This window comes from Sphingomonas sp. 66-10, assembly GCF_001897045.1.
Lineage (GTDB): Bacteria > Pseudomonadota > Alphaproteobacteria > Sphingomonadales > Sphingomonadaceae > Sphingomonas > Sphingomonas lycopersici.
This window is the reverse complement of the sequence record NZ_MKRR01000169.1, coordinates 11,664-30,805: the sequence shown is the minus strand read 5'-3', so window position 1 is coordinate 30,805 and position 19,142 is coordinate 11,664. Positions and strand designations below refer to the sequence as shown.

Sequence of the window (19,142 nt, the reverse complement as noted above, 5' to 3'; positions counted from 1 at the left end):
TGCTCCGCTCCATCGGCGCAGCTCGTGAACGCGGTCGCGCCCTTCCACCACCACCGCGTCCGCGCTGTCCAGCGCGTCCAGCATATCGCGGTGTGCCGGCTGAATCGCGGTTATGTCCTGCGCGATGTTGCTGAAGCGCATGATCAGCCCTTGTACGCTCTGCAACAGGGTATCGTGCAGCTCGCGCGCGATGCGCTCGCGCTCGTCCAGCCGCTCGCTCATCCCCGCCCGGATGCGCTCGGCGACGGCGCGCAACCGCAGCGAATAGCCGAGCCACAGCAGCGCCAGCGCCAGCGCCGCGCAAAGCAGGTAGAACGGCCAGCTCTGGAAGAACGTCGGCGGGATTTCGAACTCCAGCGTCGCGCCCCGTCGGTTCCATACGCCATCATCGTTCGCCGCCATGAGGCGGAACCGGTAGCTGCCCGGCTTGAGCCCATTGTAGAAGGCCTCGCGGCGCAGGCCCGGGTCGACCCAACCATCGTCGACGCCTTCCAGCTGGTAACGGAACCGCACCCGTGAAGGCACGGAAAGGCTCGGCGCGGTATAGTCTATCTGGAGATTGGACGTGCCTCCTGGCAGCTGGATGGGCGTTGCGGCCGCATGGATGTGGCCGCCGGAAACCAAGGACTTGATGATTACTGGCGGCGGGAGCGAATTGAAGGAAAGCCGCTTGGGGTCGATCCAGGCAACGCCGAGCCTCGTCACGAACCAGAGACGCCCGTCGGAAGCCTCCATCGCCGTTTGCGACTGGGAATCCTGCTGGGCCACGCCGGGCATCCCGTCGTCGCGATCGAACAGCCGTGCCTTCACCGGGCGGCCGGTATGCGCGAACGCATCGTCGAGGTCGGCGCTTCCGATCTTGACCACGCCGGCCACGGTGTTGAGCCACAGGTCGCCTTCGGAGGTCTCGACGATTCCCGCTGTCCTGCTCAAGAACGGATGGACGTCCGACCCCAGGGTGGCGAAGCGCCGACCGACAAATCGTGCCAACCCGAAATCGCCGCCCGCATAAACATGTCGTCCTCGGACGGCGATGACCACGACGGTCCCCAGCGCAAGATCGTCGCGCGCGGAGAATATTCGACGGGTGTTTCCATCGACCATCTCGATGCGGCGGCCTTCCGCGATCCATACGCGCCCGGCCGCATCGCGGAGCATCTGCGTCGGCAGAATGCCTGGTGTCGCAAGGCGTGGCTCAGGTGTCCATCCACTCCCCTTCCGGCAAAAGGCGCCTTCCACGGACGAGACGCAGATTCGGCCCGCGGCTTCCTCAAGGAGAGCAAACGGCCTGCTCCTAGGCCACGGCAATGGTACGTCGCGAACCGTCGAGCCCGACAGAATGCCCAAGGTTCGGTCCGTGCCGATCCAGGTCCGCGACAGCGCATCGCTGTGCAATATCAATGGCCGCCGCGGAAGCCGGGTCAGCCTCCGGGCGACATGCTCCGGGTCCGCTCTGAAAAGGGCGTCCCTCGAAGTCACATACATCGAGCCGAAAGGACCCCGCGCGATCCGGAAACCATTCCGCGAATCCGTCGGCAGCCCGGCCGCCACCACCACGCTCGTCTCGCGAAACTGGTCGAGACCGAGGTTCGTCCCCACCCAGACATTGCCTTCGCGGTCCTCCAGGATTGGGTTGGCGAGGTTGGATGTGAGGCCGCGCTCCACGCCGAACTTCTCTCTCGCGCCCTCGGCGACGAGCGCGCTATCGCCGAAGCCGACTCCGCCGAGACGAAAGACGCCGCCGCTGCCATAGGTTCCCCAAAGGCTGCCGTGTCGATCGAACAAGATGCTCTCCGCTCGAGGATTGGCGGTCATCGGCGGCGCAATCCATGTCGGTGCGGCGCGGCCAGGCGATGCCGCGATGCGCTGGAGACCGGGGCGGGCACCGGTGGTGAGCCATATCGCTCCATCCGGCGACTGTTTCAGCTTCGGTCTGTCCGAAGCCGAGGCGGCGACGCGTGAAAAGCGATCGGCGCCCGGACGCAGCACCTGGAGTTCGCCGCCGGCCGCTACCCAGACCGATCCGTCGGCCGCTCCGAGGACGCTGGTTGCCGCGCCTGGAGCTACGCCGCGAGATCGACCGAAAATCTCCCATCTGCCCTGACGAAAGCGCGCGATTCCCCCTCTGTCATCCTCGCCCAGCGCCGCCCAGATCCCGCCTGCGCGGTCTTCGGACAGCTCCAGCACAGGGACCGGCGGGAGGCCCAGGTCGAACGTGGTCAAATGGCCCGCGCGGAGTCTCGCCACGGCGCCCGATGCAAAACCGATCCAAAGGTCGCCGGAGCGGGTGGCAAGCAGCGAATTGACGTTGAGCGAGGGGAGGTTCTCGCCCTTGACCGGTCGGAACTTCTCGAAGCTCGCTCCGTCGAACCGGTAAAGTCCGCCTCCCGTGCCCAGCCAGAGGTAACCGTCGTGCGATTGGGCGAGAGCCCAGATCTCCGGCGGAGCTCCGTCTCTCGAAGTCCAGGCGGTATGCCGCAATTGTTGCAGGCCGCGCTGCGCATCCGCGGCGCACGCGGCGCTCAGGCTTGCAAGGGCGGGCGCAAGCATCGCCAGCAGGAGGTATTTCGCAGCGGATGGCATGCCCCATATTTCACCCAAAGCGGACGCAGTGTCACGCTGGGGTGGAGGGCGGCTTGGATCGCATCAAATGCATATGAATGTTCGAGGAGGGTTTGAGCTCTGCGTTCGTTACTGGGTCGCAACGCAAAAACTCGAACCCTCCTGAATTTGATCCCCAAAATCTCGACCATGGTCGATGATGGGGGAAGGGTTCCGTCAAGACCCGATGAACGCGAGCAGGTCGGGGTTGAGGACATCGGCATGCGTGGTCAGCATGCCATGGGGGTAGCCGGGATAGGTCTTCAGCGACCCGTTCTTGAGCAGGTCGACCGCACGCGGCACCGAGCTTGCGAACGGGACGACCTGGTCGGCCTCGCCATGCATCACCAGCACCGGCACGGTGATTGTCTTGAGGTCTTCGGAATAGTCGTCGAGCCAGGAGGCGACGGTCGCATAGTGTGCGAGGGCACCACCGGCCATGCCCTGGCGCCACCAGTTCGCGATGACTGCCTCCGAAGGCTTCGCCCCATCGAGGTTATAGCCGTAGAACGGGTTCTCGGGAACGAACCGGAAGAACTCGGCGCGATTGGCCAGCATGCCGGCCTTGATTGTTTCGAACCACTCCGGCGGCTGACCGGACGGATTTTCCTCGCTCCGGTACATGTTCGGCGTCAGCGAGGCGACCAGTACCGCCTTGGCGACACGCCCCTGGTGACGAGCGACATAGCGAGCGACCTCACCGCCACCGGTCGAGTGCCCGATATGGATCGCGTCGTGCAGGTCGAGATGGTCGGTCAGGGCCGCGAGGTCGGCGACCCAATGGTCCATGTCATTGCCGGTGCTAGGCTGGTCGGACCGGCCATGGCAGCGCCGGTCGTGGGCGATCACCCGATAGCCGTGCTGCAGGAAGAACATCATCTGGGCGTCCCAATCGTCCGCCGACAGCGGCCAGCCATGGCTGAACACGATCGGCTGACCCGATCCCCAATCCTTGTAGTAGATGTTGACGCCGTCTGCGGTTGTGATCGTAGGCACGGTTCAGGTCCTTCCGATTGGTTTCGCTGCCGATCGTCTCGAATCTCCGCCCTCCGCCCTCCGCCTCAGACGACGGCAACCGCCTGAAGGCTCAAGGCCCGGCGGTCGGCCAGCGCGCTGACATTCGCGCGATAATGCTGAAAATGCGGAGACGCCTGATGCGCTGCATCGACATAGAGTTCGTCGATCACGAAGAGGCCGGGCTGGGACGGATCGGTCCAGAGGTCGTAGCGTAGATTGCCCGGTTCCGACCGGCTGGGGCCGATCAACCCTTCGACCAGACTGCGCAATTGGGCTTCCTTGCCCGGATGCGCCGTCAAGATGCCCACGGTCTTCACATTGCTGGTCATCTCGGTTCTCGCGCTACAACCGGTCCTCGTTGCGAAGCACCTTCTCGGCGGAATCCTGTCTAGACCAGCACGCCGCGCCGGCGGGGTTAAACGCGGTAAAACTCGGTCAGGCTTGGCTCGACGCCGAGGCTATCGCCGGTCGGCGGGGCCGGGGAAGCAAGCGAGGGTCAAATTCGGACCAGGTCCGATCGCGGGGCGATCGATCTCGGCATGGCCGGCCGGACCGGCTTCCGGCGCCACGTTTTCGCTTAACCCAAACTAACCGCGATTCACGACCGAGACCCGAGACGCGAGCGTATCAGACGTGCGGCTGCTGCTTCCGCAGATCGCCGCAACGGAGGACCTCATGAGCAAGGGAAAAGTCGTGGTCATTGGTTCGAATGCAACGCGCATCGAGACCAAAGGCGGCTATTGGGGCGCCACCGGCCAGTATCTCAACGAAACGGTCGTGCCGGTGATGGCGGTGATCGACGCCGGCTATGAGGTCGTGCTCGCCACGCCGAATGGCGCGCCGCCGACGATCGACAAGGCCTCGGACGCGCCTGCGCATTTCGATGGTGACGTGCACGCCTATGAGCATGCCAAGGTCTTCTACGCTACCGACCCTTCGATGCAGGGACGTACCCTGCGCTCGATCCTCGACGAGGGCCTGGACAGCTATGACGGGGTCTTCATCCCCGGCGGCCAGGCACCGATCGTCGACCTGATGCAGGACCAGGAGGTCGGCGAGATCCTGCGCCACTTCCACGAGCATCGGAAGCCGACCGCGATGCTGTGCCACGGACCGATCTCGTCGACCGCCGCCATGCCCTATGCACGCGAATTCCGCGCCGCGCTGATCGCCGGCGATGAGGACAAGGCGAAGGAATGGGCCAAGGACTGGCAATATACCGGCTACCGGATGACGGTCTTCCAGAAGAGCGAAGAGAAAGTGATCGAGGACAAAATCCTCCACGCCAAGCTCTATTTCGACATGCCGTACGCGCTCGGTCTGGCGGGTGCCATCATCGATACCGGGCCCGACTTCGAGCCCTATGTCGTCGAAGACCGCGAGCTGATCACCGGCCAGAATCCGCGCTCGGATCATCCGATCGCCAAAGCCCTTATCGCCGCCCTGGATCGCAAGCTCGGCCACGCCTGACGGCGGACCGGACTCGATCCCGACCCGGTGACGCGCGCGCTCCCTGCCCGGGTATCTCCCCGGCACTCCGGCTGGAAGCGTGCGACCCGTTCAACCTGGAGTGACGCCAATGAAACATCTTATTGCAGGAGTGCTTCTCGCCATGGCTACCACCGCTTCCGCCACCGCCGAGCCCCGCGCGCCCGACAAGTCCGTCTCGATCGTCCTGGTGCACGGTGCCTTCGTCGATGCCTCGGGCTGGAAGTCGGTCTACGACATCCTGACCAAGGACGGCTATGAGGTGCTGGCCGTGCAGAACCCGACCGTCACGCTCGAGGGCGATGTCGAAGCGACGCGCCAGGTGATCGCCAAGGCGACCAAGCCGGTCCTGCTGGTCGGCCACAGCTATGGCGGCGCGGTCATCACCGAAGCCGGCGCCGATCCCAAGGTAAAGAGCCTCGCCTATATCTCGGCACTCGCGCCCGATGTCGGGGAATCGGTGTTCGAGCTCGCCACCCGACCGGCGCCGGGCGAGCCCGGTCCGCCGCTGCTGCCGCCGACCGACGGGTTCATCCTCGTCGATCCTGCCAAGTTCCCGACCGCCTTTGCCCAGGATGTCGATATCTCGATCACCCGCTTCATGGCGGTGGCGCAGGTTCCCTGGGGCCTCGCCGCGGTGCAGACCAAGCTCACCACGGCGGCGTGGAGGGACAAACCGGTCCATTGGATGCTGACGACGCAGGACCACATGGTGCCGCCGACCACCCAGCGCTTCATGGCGACCCGCGCCAAGGCCAAGCTGACCGAGATCCACAGCAGCCACGCGGTGATGTTTTCCCACCCCAAGGAAGTCGCTGCCTTCATCGAGGCCGCGGCGGCCGACGCCAAGTAGCCGCAACGTTCCGGGCGGCGGCGCGCGCAGACCGCCCGGAAACGCTGGGAGACGATCGGATTAGCGGTCGAGCGAGGATGTCAGATGGTCGATGCTTTGCACACGCCGAACTCATTGACACGGCGCCAGGCAATCACCCTGGGCGGTGGTGCGCTGCTTGCCTCGGCGCTACTCGCCACGAGCGGGTCGGCCAGTGCCGCTGCCGAGCGTTCCACACGAAGCGCGAGCCTGACCCAGGTGCGCAATGCGACCTTGCGCATCGACTATGGCGGAGTTCGCTTCCTTGTCGACCCGTTGCTGGGAGACAAGGACGCCTATCCCGGCTTCGAGGGAACGGCGAACAGCCAGCGACGCAACCCGCTGGTGCCGCTGCCCATGCCGCTCGCCTCGATCATCGACGTGGATGCCGTCATCGTGACGCACCTCCATCCCGACCACTGGGACGAGGCGGCGAAGGCCAAGCTGAACAAGTCGCGGCCGATCTTCGCCCAGAATACCGCGGACGCCGCCCAGCTCCGATCGGCCGGTTTCTCGGACGTGCGGTTGCTGACCGAAAACACCGAGTTTCAGGGCGTGCGCCTGAACCGTACCGGCGGGCAGCATGGCACCGACGCGGCGCTGAAGGCACTGCCGCAGATCCTCGGCCCCGTCAGCGGCTTCGTCATGAGCCATCCCGTCCACAACACCCTTTATGTCGCCGGCGACACTATCTGGAACGTTGAGGTCGAGCGCGCCATTGCCCGCTACGCCCCGGACGTGATCGTGCTGAACGCCGGCATGGCGACGGTGATCGGACTCGATCCGATCATCATGGGCCCCGCCGACGTCCTCGCCGTGCATCGTGCCGCGCCGAACGCCACGCTGATCGCCAGCCATATGGAAGCCGTCAACCACTGCATCCTCAGCCGAGCCGACCTGCGTGCCTTCTCGAAACGGGATGGATACCAACAGCGCCTGCTCATTCCCGCGGATGGTGAAACGCTGGCGATCTGAAGAGGGCTTTTGCCATCGTCCGCGCATATTGACTGCGTTTTACACGCCGACGGTAATCGCCTCCCTCTACCGGCGACTGCACAGCTTTAGTCACGGTCATCCGAATGGCGGCTATCGCCGTGCCCACCCTAAAAGCCACCAGTCCGCAGTCGGCCCAGTTCCGGCCATTGGCTGTGCGTAGCTCTCGGATATCACCAGAAAGTCAAAATCGGGGGAAGCGGCACTATAATGCCGCTTTGCTCTGTTTCTGCCCATTTTTACTAATTTAGGCCGAAACGGCGCTTCATTGCCCTCCCTATTGGGAGGGATGGGAGAATTCTGCACACCGTTTCCGAGACGAAGCGTAGTCGCGACTCAGCATTTGAGGACGTCGATCGAGCAAGAGGCGATGAAGGTGACCTTGTCCTTAATCAGAGATGAGCGAGTCCCGGCAAGGTCACGTAGCATGGACGCTGTAGCGGAAGGGGCAGGTGCTTCCGGCGAGTTCGATGGGCGAGCCGGTTGCTTTCGGCTGAAGCGCGGGATGCGGACCGGATCAAACGCCCTACGGGACTCGAACCAAGTCGACGGGAAAACCGCTTTTATCTCAGATGACTGCTGGACATTCGGAGCTGGGCTGGGTGTGCGATTTTCGCCGGGAGCCAGCAAATGCTGCCAAAACGGAGAACGCTCCCCTGAGCGTGGAGACGCGATGATACCGAAGAAGGCAAACCTCCGAAAAACAAAAAAAGGCCCTGAATCAGGTGCTTATGGACCTGCGGACAGATGGAGGGTGGATACAAAAAGGGCACAATGACCCCTTGGCCTTCAAAAATCGATGGTGACCCCTACGGGCACCCAGTTATCGCGGCAAGGTATTGATTTAACACCGGTATTCTCTTCCGACTCAATTTCCATACCATCACAAGTGCCAGCTGTCCATCGAGATTGCGTGGGATGGAATGGCGTTTGCCGAGCGTAATGCGAAGATTCAACTTCGCCACAGTCCAACGCCAGCATCCACTATCGGTAGTCATCTGATGCAGCCTTCCATTGCCGACACTGGTTGAATCTGCCGGCAGCGTGACTCACGATCTGACCCGTTCGGCATACCTGGCGCGGTTCAGAGTCATGAAATTGGCGGGAGTTAGCCATCAAATGTTAGAGCATAGCGCACATTTGCTGGACCACTGGTCGCGGTGAAGATCGACTGAATATAGAGATTGTTGCCGACGCCGATATAGCCGTGAAGCTCCGCCTCACAGCTATAAGCTCCGGTCGACACCGAGCAGCTACCAAGCGTGGTCGCGCCGTTATTGGCGATGAATGTAAACGACTGTCCCGCCGAGGGCGTCGCGTCAACCTGGATGGTCATTTTGATCGCCCGCCCTGGATAAGCAGCGAGATACGTCGCATTCACCGCAGACGGCTGCGCCCCGGTGGGACCAAGATAACGCGTCGAACCTTGCGGCTGGGCTGCACTCGTCGCGCCGGTCAAGCTCCAGCGATAGCTATCGGAGACGGTGTAGATCGTATTGTCGGCCTCAAGCCCAAAACGCTTGTAGTTTGGATGGCCCGCATTCTGCGCAGGTGATCCCGCGACACTCGCGTCGGACACCTCGAACTGGGGGCGAGCCGTCGGGCTGCTCTGACCTTTGATCCGTCCGCCCCAGATCGACGCGCTGGCGTTCTTGTCCAACCGCAGGTAGGTCGTCATGGCATCGGGGTTGGAATTGAATCCCGAGCAGTTCATCTCGGAACCCATGATCGTGTTGTTTCTCGCCGTGAACTTCGGACCGAACCAAGCTGGGCAATCGACCTGCTCCCCGATAAGCGAGTTATCGCCGGCTATGCTATGAGAATATAGCATCGGGCCCGCCTGCGGGTAATTCCAGACATGGTTCCCCATATATTTTCCGTCGTAACCGCCCGCCGTCGGGTTAGCGAAAAATGCGACGACCGTTCCGTTGATCGTGTTGTTCTGAAACTCAGCGTCCGTCGCTCCGTCCATATAAACGCCCGCATTGAGGGGGCATTGCCCCGCGCTGCAAGGAACCAGGCCATATTTCTTCACAAGCCAGCCAGCCCCCGTCACGGTGATGGAGCGACCGTCGACGGGATTGGCACCGTCAAAGAGGCTCAATTGCCAATTCCCGTCTGCACCGGCTCCGGTTAGGTTCTTCGCGGTATACGTTCCGTCGTAGCCCGTACCGGTCGATGAAACGTTGTAGACGTCGATCAGGTCGTTGTTCTGTATGTGACCTCCCACTCCGCCGGTGCTATAGAGCCCATCGGTATTGACGACGGGCGGAATGGTCGGGGTCGCGGTATAGAATGTGACGGGCTTGCGGTATCCCGGCAGCGCCAGCGAGAGCAGCGCACTGCCGGCAAAGGGCGCCCAAGCAGATCCGTTTATCCCGTGAATAAGGAGCGTCGTCGGACTGAGGCTCTCGGCCCAAAACGTTAACGGAATACCAGATGGGACGTTGTTCGCACCGACGATCGACACGAACCTCGCGCCAGTGAGTCCGTGAGGCTGTTGAGTGGTTATGACTGGTTGGGCAGCGCTAGATATGTTTGTAATATTGAGCTGGATGGTATCCCACTCATAGTCGTTCGCGAAATCGACGATCCCCCCAGAAGCTGAGGGCGCATTCACGCTATCGTTGTAGCGAACGCCCGCCCACAGGGCGTTTTTGGTTTTCTGAAAGCTGCGCTTCAAATGTTTGAAGTGGGGAAAAAACTCCGCGTAGCCGCAGATGAAGTTGCAGTCGATGGTGCCGCCCTGGACGACAGCTTCGCGCAAATAGCCGCTATAGTCCGGCGCGACCGACCCAAACGTGACGAACGCGCCATTGGCCGGATTGCTGCCGACATAGAGCAGGTAGGCGCCCGGACTGAATTGGCAGAGTGGCGGAGATCCGGTCGTGTTGTTCCATGGAAGAGGCGGCGGCATGCAAGAGAGGGGCGTCGAAACGAGATAGATGCCGCCGGTGACGGCAGCTCCGCGCCCACTGGTAGCGCCATTCGTGAAGGCGGTTTGCAGATTGGCGGTCTGATCTGTACCCCAGAATGAGAGGACATTTGCCCCGCTCTTGGCGAGCGTCGGCGTATCGACGGTGCAAATATGCGCGGAATCTGGGACGCTCGCAATCTTTGAGGTGAAGGTCCATTCCGTTGCAGAAATCCCAAGCCCTCGAGCGACAAAATATTTTCCGATATCTGCCGATGACCAACTGTTGCCGGATGCCTGAAAGCAATTTGACGAGCCGCTTGTTGTCACCGTCAGAAAGGCCGTCTTGCCGTCCGGCACGGTTGTCTGAATGGACCCCGATTGTGCAAAGGCCGGAGCCGATGCGATCACCGTAATCGCAATAGCCATGGTACGTATCATCGCCGTCGATCTCCCCCCCAAATCTCAACGCGCATCCGTGCACGTCAGGGGTTCGATTGATCTCACATACTCTCTTGCGACGCCAACTTTTATAGCGTTTCCATGGATTTAACTGAACCGCTCAATGGGCCGTAGTTAGAAACGGCGAACGGACAGTGGCCTGCAGGGTGGCGTCCCGGGACGACCGGAAGCCGGAGAGAACTGGCCGGTGGCATGGTTGCGGGGACAGGATTTGGCCGAATCCGGTATTCGCCATGGCTACGATCTGATAAGGCTTGACCTATACCGGCAGTGACTACTCGTCGTCGCTATGCTGGGGGGGATCTGGTCCGAAGTCTCCGTTGGGTGGGTAAAGCGGCGCAGAGGGACGTGCCTAACATTGCTTATTCCCGAGCGCGTAAGCTCGATCGGAGCGATATGCCGCCCGAGCAGCCTAATTGTATCCAGGCCAACACTTTACCGACATCAACCAGACCTAACCTCAACTTGAGACTTTCTCATCCATCCTCTAGAGCACCGGTGAGCGAATTCATTTACCAGGCCGCTAATAACTCGCGCAGCGCACGCCCGATTAAAATAAACCTGATACCAATGCTCATCTTCATCACAGATGTAGACTGGGGCGTCCCCCGGTAATCTAGCGACGATCTTGGATTCGGCCGCAGGCCGTCTATAAACCGGCGCCCCCGCACCAGCGCGAACCACCGTCGTAGCGTAATTACAGACGAACGTGTTCGATCCAGCTTCCTTACCAACGCTCGACACGTGGGACAGCGCTAGCGTTGCCATCCCACCCGACCCGATTCCGGCAAGCGCTGTTGCAACATACAAGCCAGTTTTAAACATCTCGTCATCCTTATTTCGTATCCCGATAACGAAAAACTAATTCGGAGATCCCACGGGACATCCATTGATATTGGGTATGGTTATATCAAATTTCGCACCCGCTCCATAGTGCGTTCCGCCGACAACTTCGAAAACGACGGCACCCGGGTCACGCGCCATGATAGTATTCTGAGCTTGTAGAGTCGTTCCAAGCTGCGCCTCCGCCACAGAGTCGGTAAACGTGCTAAATGTCTGAGTTCGACCGTCTGAAGCAGTAAGTGTACCTGTTGCGCCTCGTCCGATTGCGCGCATCATTGGACCTGCGGTCAGCTGCCCCGTAAACTGACGAGGAATGATAGCCGCGCTACCATTTGTGACCCGTGTATTTGGAAATCCTTCTTTTCCGATCAGCCGACTATTTCCTTGCATCACGTAGGCCCGTCCTGTGCAACGAATCATATCCTTTTGCTCGGAAGAGTTTTGCCCAGAGCCACCCTGTCCCCCGAACTCGTCACCCGCACCAAAGTTGAACGATATATTTATCGCAGGCAAAGATGTATTGTGTCGAATATATGTTACGTCGACTTCCGGCGCCGGAGGATTAAGAGGTGGCAAATTATCACCGCTGCTACCTCCATCTTGATTAACGTTATTATTGTGCGGATCCTTCAAACCGCTGGGATCATTCCGATTTACCGGGTCGTTACCCACATAATTGTACCAGTTGATTCCGTCCCCGTAACCGATCGGATCCGTTTGCATGAATCTACCAAGAGTGGGCGAGTACATACGGGCTTTATAGTAAGCGAGACCAATTTCCGGAAGCCAAGCCTGGCCGGTGTACTGAAACCGCCCGACGTTACCGCTTTGCGGTATGCCGTACTCGTCATAGCGGTTGATAGCGGTGGCCGCACCCGATCCGTCGGTGACCGCGATGATTGAGCCTCGCTCGTCGGCAATAAGATACCGCCGGTCGGCCGTTCCTGATCCCTCATACCAGACGATCGGTTGGTCGTCCCCAGCACCACGCACATAGCGACGCAAAATAGAGCCACTAGGGTTGGAGACCTCCGTCGAGATCTCACCGCCGGAATAGATCATCCGCGTTGACGTAGCTGTATCATATTCAAACAACCGGTTCAGGTCATCATAGTATAGCGCCGCTCCTCCACTCGCTTTCAACCGATTCTCGCTATTGTATGCGAAGGTAGTGCTTCCCGAACTTGTCAGATTACCACGGCCGTCATAGCCCAGAGTTACCCCGCCTGCGTTGGTCAGTTGGTTGAGCCCATTCACGACGTAAGAGCGGTCAACGTTGTAGGCGCCGGTGTAGGCATATCCGTCGTTCGAGGAGCTCCGGCTGACGATTTGACTTGCAGGATTATACGCAAAGCCGAGCGTCAGGTCCTGCGCGGTTCCAGCAAGATCGTTGGTCAATGTCGAGAGTCGCGACACTCCGTCATAGCCATAAGAGGTCACCACCCCGTTGCCTCGAGTCAGATTCGTTCGGCGTCCAAGGTCATCATAGCCGTAACTCGCCAGCAGCGCCGATCCATTCTCTCGGATGGCGGTTATTTTGCCTGTAACATCGTAGTCATAAGTGACGTAGAAACCATCGCTCCAGGTTTCTCGCGTGCGCCGGCCAGCGACGTCATATTGATAGCTCATTCCTCCGAATGACTGGCCGTCGCTCGTCATCCGTCCCAAAGCGTCATAACCAAAGTTAATCGTAATTCCGTCACCTGGTCGAGAAATCTGGGTTGTGTGACCCTGCAGGTCGTGCGCGTAGTTCACGCTGAAATCGGGCGATGGCAACGTCTTCGCGATCACTCGATTTAAACTGTCGTAGGCGAATCCGATTGAACTCCCATCACGGAGCCGACGGCTCGTCACGTTCCCATTCGGATCGTACGCGAATTGTTCGTAGTCCGCAGGCGCCCCCGCGCACGCGGCGCTACTCGCGACCTGGAAACAGGTCCGCGACAACCGATCAAATCCATCATAGGCGAAGCTCGTCACATTCCCCTTGGCATCCGTTACGGTTGCGCGTTTGCCATTGGCTGAATAAGTCAAGGTTTGGTCGTTGGCGACGTCCGCGGTACCGTAGGCCATGGTTAAACCAGTAGGCCGATCTCCGACATCGTAGGAGTATTTTATTATTCGATCTGCGCCCAGCGAGGCTGTCGTCTGCGGAACGCACGCATCGGTCTGGCCCGCCCATTGCGCGGCGTCCATGCGCTGCGCAACACATTGCAGTCGCCCGAACGAGTCATAACCATATTGCACCACCGAATAGGTCGTCGCGCCGCCGGACAGGACGTCCTTGATCTTGCGGTGGTTCCCGTCAAAGGTCGTGGCCAGCGTCTGCGCCTGCGAGTAAACTCCGGCGCCGTCGACCGTACCGATACCCTTGCTGTCAATTTCTCCCGAAGCAAGATAATGATAGGTCGCACGCCGCTTCTTCAGCGGCCCCGCTCCATCCGGATCGGGTGAGGTTTGACTAACAACGCGCCGAAGGACGTCATAGGCGATCACGGTCGTGTCCGCCGTACCAGGAAGAGGCCCATCGACGCCGGTGACGTTGCCGACGCCATCATAGCTTGACGCCGTCGTTGCGGAGATTGCCCCATCGCCCGAAGCCGCGGTCCTGGTAAGGGGCAGCAGCCCGCCAGTATCGTAGGTGAACGACGCCTTACTCTCATTGGCAGTTCCGGAGCATGTGGCTCCTGCACGACAACTCGACGTCGAGGTCAGCCGATAGATGCTCTGTCCGCTGACAAAGCTTGACAGAGCGGAGTAAGTAAAGCGGGTCTGCGGGCGCACACCACCTACATCTGCGGGCGCCGTTATCGACGTGATGCCGCCGTGAACGGGATCATAGCCGTAGTCTGTGACTTTCCCGTTCGCATCCGTGGTGCTGATCGGCCTATTGCAAGTCACAAGGTTGGCGCACGTAGCAGAATAGCTCGACGTTTTAACTATGTCCGCCGGCGATCCGGCAGTTTTAGATATGGACCGCTCTTCATATATATTTCCACGACCGTCATACGACAATCTATAGATATTGCCCTCAGGGTAATATGTATTAACCAATCGTCCCCGCGTGTCATAATCATACGACACAGTGTCTCCGTTCTCGTCCTGAAATGACTTCAACCTGTCCGCGGCCAGATCGATTTTATATATTTTATTTCCCTTGCCAGAAATTGAGGTGGTGACGGTTCGCACGCCACTAGCATCGGCATATGCGTAGGTTGTTCGAATCCCAAATGCCGTGTACGCCGACACCCGGTTGAGAGCATCATACTCAATCGCGATGTCTGGCGTTGATTTCCCTGGCAGAATGATGCTTGTTGGGCGCCTTGATAAGTCCGATTGAAACGTCGTCACGCCGCCCGCGGCGTCCGTGACGTTATATTTTACGGTGTTTCCTACCTCTTGTTCGTTAATCGCGAGCGTTGGCCACGATCCAGCCAGAGAGCAAGTATCTGCCGCGGGTGCGCAGGTCGCAAATTTTTGGTTGAAAATAGTGACTTTTCTGATCGCCTGCCAGGCCGTAGTTAGCTGCACGAGATCCGTCGGGTTATCGAGTTTATATTCGATATGCGCTTGGTATCCAAGGTTACTTGTAACCGAAACCAATCTTCGGGAAGATTGATAAGAGGGACAAGGACTTTCTGTTGGATCTGCGCAGACGGTTTCTGTTCTGTATTGAAACGTCAGCTTCTCCCCATCCGGCCGCGTCAACGAAACGACGCGATTGAGCGGAAGGCCTGCCGCATCATCTCCAGTTGAGTAGTCGAAAATTATCTGAGTACCATCTGATTTCGTGTATACGTAAAAATACGAAGAGTTTCTTGAAAGAGTTTCTCCGGCTCCGCTTACGTCCTCATAGCCTCCAGCAACCGATTTGAATTGAGCAAGACGATTATCGTATGATATTGTTACATAACCGAATTGGTCGGTTACCCTTCCTTCGTAGCTATCTGACCAATTTCGATCATTGTGGAACAGCGAGTATTTCATCCCGCTCTGTTGATTCCCGATCGAGATCGCGGGACCGGCCACAACGAGGACCCCCGTTGAGAGAACGACACCATTTGGATCGACCGGCGTGTAGGGAGAGATTCCCTGGCCGAGCGCAGTCTCCTGGGCCTGGACCGCTCCGGCAGCTAGCGCGAGCGAGCTAATACCGGCGATCATCAACTGCCGGATTCTGCTCTTTCCGACTCCGGGACGCACGCGGTTACCCTGGGTCATATTTATCTTTCCCCATAGAACAATCTGGTTGAAATTTCCGCGGGCAACCCCCTTTGGGCACGCCAAAACAATGGCGATCACCGTCGCGCGATCGTCAACTCATTCAACTGATGTGATGCTCAATGCTTACCGAGCTTTCTCGGTAAAGAGGCGCTCTTATGGCGCGCCAGAGACCTTTACCCGCGTTCGGTTATCCGCCCTGTCGTGGGCGTAGTCGACCGTCACCCCATTGTTCACCGTGCCGGAATGCACGACCTTGGTCACGCGCCCTTTGGCATCATAAGTGTAGGTGATAGTCTCGGTCGCCAGCACCGCCGTTGCTCCAGCGAGCGAGCCTGCCGTAACCGCGATAGTCGCCAATTTCAGCCGCACCATAACTCTCCCCCGGTGAGTCGTTGCGAAGCCAGTTCAGCACGGCAACGTCCATTTCACAATGGCTTAATGTGACGATTTCACCCAAAGTGAAGAGAATTCGACGCCGCCGGGCGGAGAAATTTCTTATCCACATAAGATTCAAACCTCAGCCATCCGCCGAACGGAGCCCTCGCGCCGCAGAGGTATATGTAGCCGCGGTGACCGAGCCGATGGCGCTGCCGAGCCAGTTCCCGCAGCTTCGACCGAGGCGAAGCCCGGCATCATCGCTCCGGCGCGCATGCTCTTCCGATCAGCACCGATAACACGGTATTCTCGCGGACTCCCGGCGCAAACTTGTCCGTGGTCTTGCGCACATCGGCTCCGCCCTCTCAGAAATTGGAGACTCCAGCGAACCCGTGCGATTCACCATGCCAATTGCCAACGACACTAAGTTTAGCGGGGGGCGAATCCTCTTGAGAATGGATAAGCGGCCTTGTAAACATTGAATCGCGCGCTTACCGGGCAATTCGATCAAGCATGAGAGGCAAAGATGACTCGTTCGGTCGCACGGGCTATATTGACGAGTAGCGCGCTTTTTGCCGCGGCAACCGCGACCAGCATCGCGAGGGCGAACGAGACGGTAAAGTACACCTACGACGCCAAGGGCCGGATCGTGAGCATCCAGCACACAGGCACGATTAACAACAACGTCGTAGCAAATTACACTTATGACACAGCAGACAACCGGACGCGCGTAACCCTAAGCGGTGCGCCGTTTGGAGCCTTGTCGAGTTCTTCGCCTAGTAACAGTTGCACCCTTGGGGCGAATGGACTTTGCACGCTCACGATCTGCTGGGCCATAACCAGCGGCGCGCCGAGCAACGTCGTCGTCAAGGTTGGCGCCCCACAAGCGGTATTTGCGGCAAGCGGCGCGGGCGGCGGTTGCCAAGACGCACCGTGGATTCAAGCGTCAGGCTCAACATTTTATCTCTACGCCGATTCTGCTCTCATCGCAACGTTGTACGTGCATGGGACAAGCTAGGCCACATGTTTGCCTGAGGCTGGGGACCTGCCTCGTAATATGCAGAGCTAGGATCGCACTGGGCCGTTCTGGCGCGATCTCCTGCATGGTGGCGAGCGATGGGCGAGATGGTGAAGTATGTCGGCTTGGACGTCCACAAGAGCGTGATCGCGGTTGCGGTAGCGGAGGGCGGCGAGCGAGCGGGGGGGCGGGAGCATGGCGAGATCGCCAACACGCCGGCTGCGCTGACGAAGCTTAAGTCTCAAATCGATACCGCTCCAGCGCGACTCACTCCTCGCAATCTTAAAAAGATATTCGTCAATCCATTCATTTATTATATCCGAGAAATCCAATCCACGTTGATGTAAGCCTTGTTCTGATACCAGGTTCTAAATTCGAGATGATGCCCAACCCGGGAGAGGTCCACGAAGAACGGCAGCTCGAACACCTGATAGGCCATCGACGCAGCGAAGGATTGCGCCGTAAGCACTCGGCTAGCGATAACCTGGTTGGCCTCGGAGTCGTTGACATCCAGGACCACCACAGCGTCGGCACTCAGGCTGGCATTGTTGTCGATCAGCATTCGCCAAACCGCCGTATGTGCGCCAGATGGGACGCTATTGGTATACGGCCCGTAGGTCATCGCGGTGACCGGGCTCCCGACGCTTGCTCCCCAGCCGGCATATTGGGCAAATCCGGTGGCGTGCGGGAGCGACTCGGCCTCCCATTTCTCCTGTGTGGCAGTGGTTTCGCCCTGACGCAGCACCTTAACATTGCTTCGATTGTCCGCGGGATCGTGAGAATAGGTGGTCTTAACTCCACCCCCTGTCTGCACAATCGCAAGCCTGCCTCGAGCGTCGTATTGATAGGTATCGGTGGACAACTGCCCTTTTGCCGCGCCAGCAGCGACCGCCAGCAATAAGAGCGTTGCCTGAGTGGCACGGCTCACTCTAAACATAAACCCGCCTTTCCCAGTAAATATTTCATCGAACTATGGGATATTCCTTCGCACGGGCGCACCGCAGGCAATTAATTTTCCTCGCAGAAGCGAAGTCCTTTAATGCCCGCCGGTTCCGGTGCTCCAGAGCACGTTGCTGAGCAGATCCTGGATCACGACATTGCCGTCATTCTGCATCGTCAAGGTCGCGCAATGATATTGGGTGCCGGAAGCCCATACCGCGCCACTGGGACCGTAAAGGACGAGGTTCCCGTCGCTCTGAAACGCGGCAAAGGTCGCACCAGTCCCGACCGTGTTGCTCGCCCACAGCGGCGTCCACCCCGCACCAAAATTACCGTAGACGACAAGATTGCTGTCGCTTTGCATGCGAAACATGAACTTGCCGTTCGGAGAATAGATGCTGGTTTCCGCTGGTATCGTCAGCTCGGTCCTGATGTGCGAGTAGGAAGTCCGATTGTCCGCGGGGTCATGCCTATATCTGGACAAATCGCCCGTCGCGGGTTTCGCATTGCACGCCGTGGTTATCCGGCCCTTGGCGTCATAGGTGTAGGTCGTCACCTCTGCGGCCAGCGGCGCCGACGGCCCCGCGACCATGATTCCAGCTGCCGCAACAGCCAGCGCCGCCCTCAACTGCATCAGAATCCCCCTGCGCGTCAGGAGCCGTAATGCAGCACAGCAGCAATCACTTCACAACGGCCTAATCGTTGATTTTCAACCAAATCGAAGCAAACGGCTATTTACCAATAATCTGGATTTCGGCCACACGCCGCCCTTTGGCCGAGCGCTCAAGCTGGACCATCACCCCGATCGAGGCGTGGATATAATCGACGATATCAGTACGCCGCAGCGTTGACCCGCCCTCAAGCACCAGCAGCACCAGCTGCTCGACCGCCCCCGCAACGCTGTCGGCATGGATCGTGGTCATCGACCCCGGATGCCCGGTATTGACCGCGCGGAGGAACGCAAACGCCTCTGGCCCGCGTAATTCACCGAGGATGATCCGGTCGGGACGCATGCGAAGTGAGGCAGACACCAGGTCATTGGCACTGACCAACGCCTCGCCGAGCGCGCTGCGCGCGGCGAGCAGCCCGACCGCGTTGTCGTGCCGGAGCCGGACCTCCGGCGTATCCTCGATCAGGATCAGCCGCTCCTCCCGCGGGATTTCGTTGACCAGAGCATTGAGGAACGTCGTCTTGCCAGTTGAGGTGCCGCCAGAGATCAGGATATTCTGCCGCCCACGCACCGCGGCGCGCAGCGCCCCGACCAGATCGCGTTCGCCTACAAGGCGCCGCATTTCCTCGAGTACCGGCTGATCGCGGCTGCCATCTATTCGTACCTCGTCGAGCGCCCCCGAGGCTGCATAATCGTCGAGCGTCAGATCGGCCGACACATGCCTGCG

General features: G+C 59.6%; 14 protein-coding genes. 4 read left to right on the top strand and 10 right to left on the bottom strand.

Annotated features, from left to right (window positions below; genetic code table 11):
• The 3 genes from BGN95_RS26840 to BGN95_RS26830 form a co-directional block, all read right to left on the bottom strand.
• Positions 1 to 2,583: two-component regulator propeller domain-containing protein (locus BGN95_RS26840; protein ID WP_286774605.1), on the bottom strand; the 2,583-nt coding region annotated here is incomplete at its 3' end.
• Between the two features lie 195 nt (positions 2,584 to 2,778).
• On the bottom strand, positions 2,779 to 3,597 hold the full coding sequence (locus tag BGN95_RS26835; RefSeq protein WP_286774604.1) for an alpha/beta fold hydrolase: 819 nt from the start codon (positions 3,595 to 3,597) through the stop codon (positions 2,779 to 2,781).
• 65 nt (positions 3,598 to 3,662) lie between these two features.
• On the bottom strand, positions 3,663 to 3,947 hold the full coding sequence (locus BGN95_RS26830; protein ID WP_286774603.1) for a putative quinol monooxygenase: 285 nt from the start codon (positions 3,945 to 3,947) through the stop codon (positions 3,663 to 3,665).
• Positions 3,948 to 4,251: 304 nt separating this feature from the next.
• Here BGN95_RS26830 and BGN95_RS26825 point away from each other — a divergent pair, with 304 nt between their 5' ends.
• The 3 genes from BGN95_RS26825 to BGN95_RS26815 all read left to right on the top strand — a co-directional run bounded on the left by BGN95_RS26825 (position 4,252) and on the right by BGN95_RS26815 (position 6,952).
• A complete protein-coding gene (locus BGN95_RS26825; RefSeq protein ID WP_286774602.1) occupies positions 4,252 to 5,088 on the top strand; it encodes a type 1 glutamine amidotransferase domain-containing protein in 837 nt (278 codons plus the stop codon).
• A 142-nt stretch (positions 5,089 to 5,230) separates the two neighbouring features.
• A complete protein-coding gene (locus BGN95_RS26820) occupies positions 5,231 to 5,959 on the top strand; it encodes an alpha/beta hydrolase (RefSeq protein WP_286774601.1) in 729 nt (242 codons plus the stop codon).
• A gap of 84 nt (positions 5,960 to 6,043) precedes the next feature.
• On the top strand, positions 6,044 to 6,952 hold the full coding sequence (locus BGN95_RS26815) for an MBL fold metallo-hydrolase (protein ID WP_286774600.1): 909 nt from the start codon (positions 6,044 to 6,046) through the stop codon (positions 6,950 to 6,952).
• Between the two features lie 1,126 nt (positions 6,953 to 8,078).
• On the opposite strand, the gene BGN95_RS26810 is transcribed toward BGN95_RS26815, so the two are convergent.
• From BGN95_RS26810 to BGN95_RS26800, 4 genes are all read right to left on the bottom strand, one after another.
• The gene (locus BGN95_RS26810) at positions 8,079 to 10,313 is read right to left on the bottom strand and encodes a hypothetical protein (protein WP_286774599.1); all 2,235 of its coding nucleotides are present in this window, start codon (positions 10,311 to 10,313) and stop codon (positions 8,079 to 8,081) included.
• Positions 10,314 to 10,790: 477 nt separating this feature from the next.
• A complete protein-coding gene (locus tag BGN95_RS27200) occupies positions 10,791 to 11,114 on the bottom strand; it encodes an SH3 domain-containing protein (RefSeq protein ID WP_353744756.1) in 324 nt (107 codons plus the stop codon).
• A gap of 93 nt (positions 11,115 to 11,207) precedes the next feature.
• Positions 11,208 to 15,410 (bottom strand): RHS repeat domain-containing protein, encoded by a 4,203-nt coding sequence (locus BGN95_RS26805; RefSeq protein ID WP_286774598.1) that lies wholly within the window; start codon positions 15,408 to 15,410, stop codon positions 11,208 to 11,210.
• A 156-nt stretch (positions 15,411 to 15,566) separates the two neighbouring features.
• Positions 15,567 to 15,782 (bottom strand): hypothetical protein, encoded by a 216-nt coding sequence (locus tag BGN95_RS26800; RefSeq protein ID WP_286774597.1) that lies wholly within the window; start codon positions 15,780 to 15,782, stop codon positions 15,567 to 15,569.
• A gap of 1,122 nt (positions 15,783 to 16,904) precedes the next feature.
• Here BGN95_RS26800 and BGN95_RS26790 point away from each other — a divergent pair.
• A complete protein-coding gene (locus tag BGN95_RS26790) occupies positions 16,905 to 17,153 on the top strand; it encodes a hypothetical protein (RefSeq protein ID WP_286774595.1) in 249 nt (82 codons plus the stop codon).
• On the opposite strand, the gene BGN95_RS26785 is transcribed toward BGN95_RS26790, so the two are convergent.
• The 3 genes from BGN95_RS26785 to BGN95_RS26775 form a co-directional block, all read right to left on the bottom strand.
• Positions 17,120 to 17,743 carry a hypothetical protein gene (locus BGN95_RS26785; RefSeq protein WP_286774594.1) on the bottom strand — a complete coding sequence of 208 codons (624 nt, stop codon included), beginning with the start codon at positions 17,741 to 17,743 and terminating at the stop codon, positions 17,120 to 17,122. The genes BGN95_RS26790 and BGN95_RS26785 overlap by 34 nt on opposite strands.
• A gap of 99 nt (positions 17,744 to 17,842) precedes the next feature.
• On the bottom strand, positions 17,843 to 18,379 hold the full coding sequence (locus BGN95_RS26780; protein WP_286774593.1) for a hypothetical protein: 537 nt from the start codon (positions 18,377 to 18,379) through the stop codon (positions 17,843 to 17,845).
• 97 nt (positions 18,380 to 18,476) lie between these two features.
• Positions 18,477 to 19,142: ATPase, T2SS/T4P/T4SS family (locus BGN95_RS26775; RefSeq protein ID WP_286774592.1), on the bottom strand; the 666-nt coding region annotated here is incomplete at its 5' end.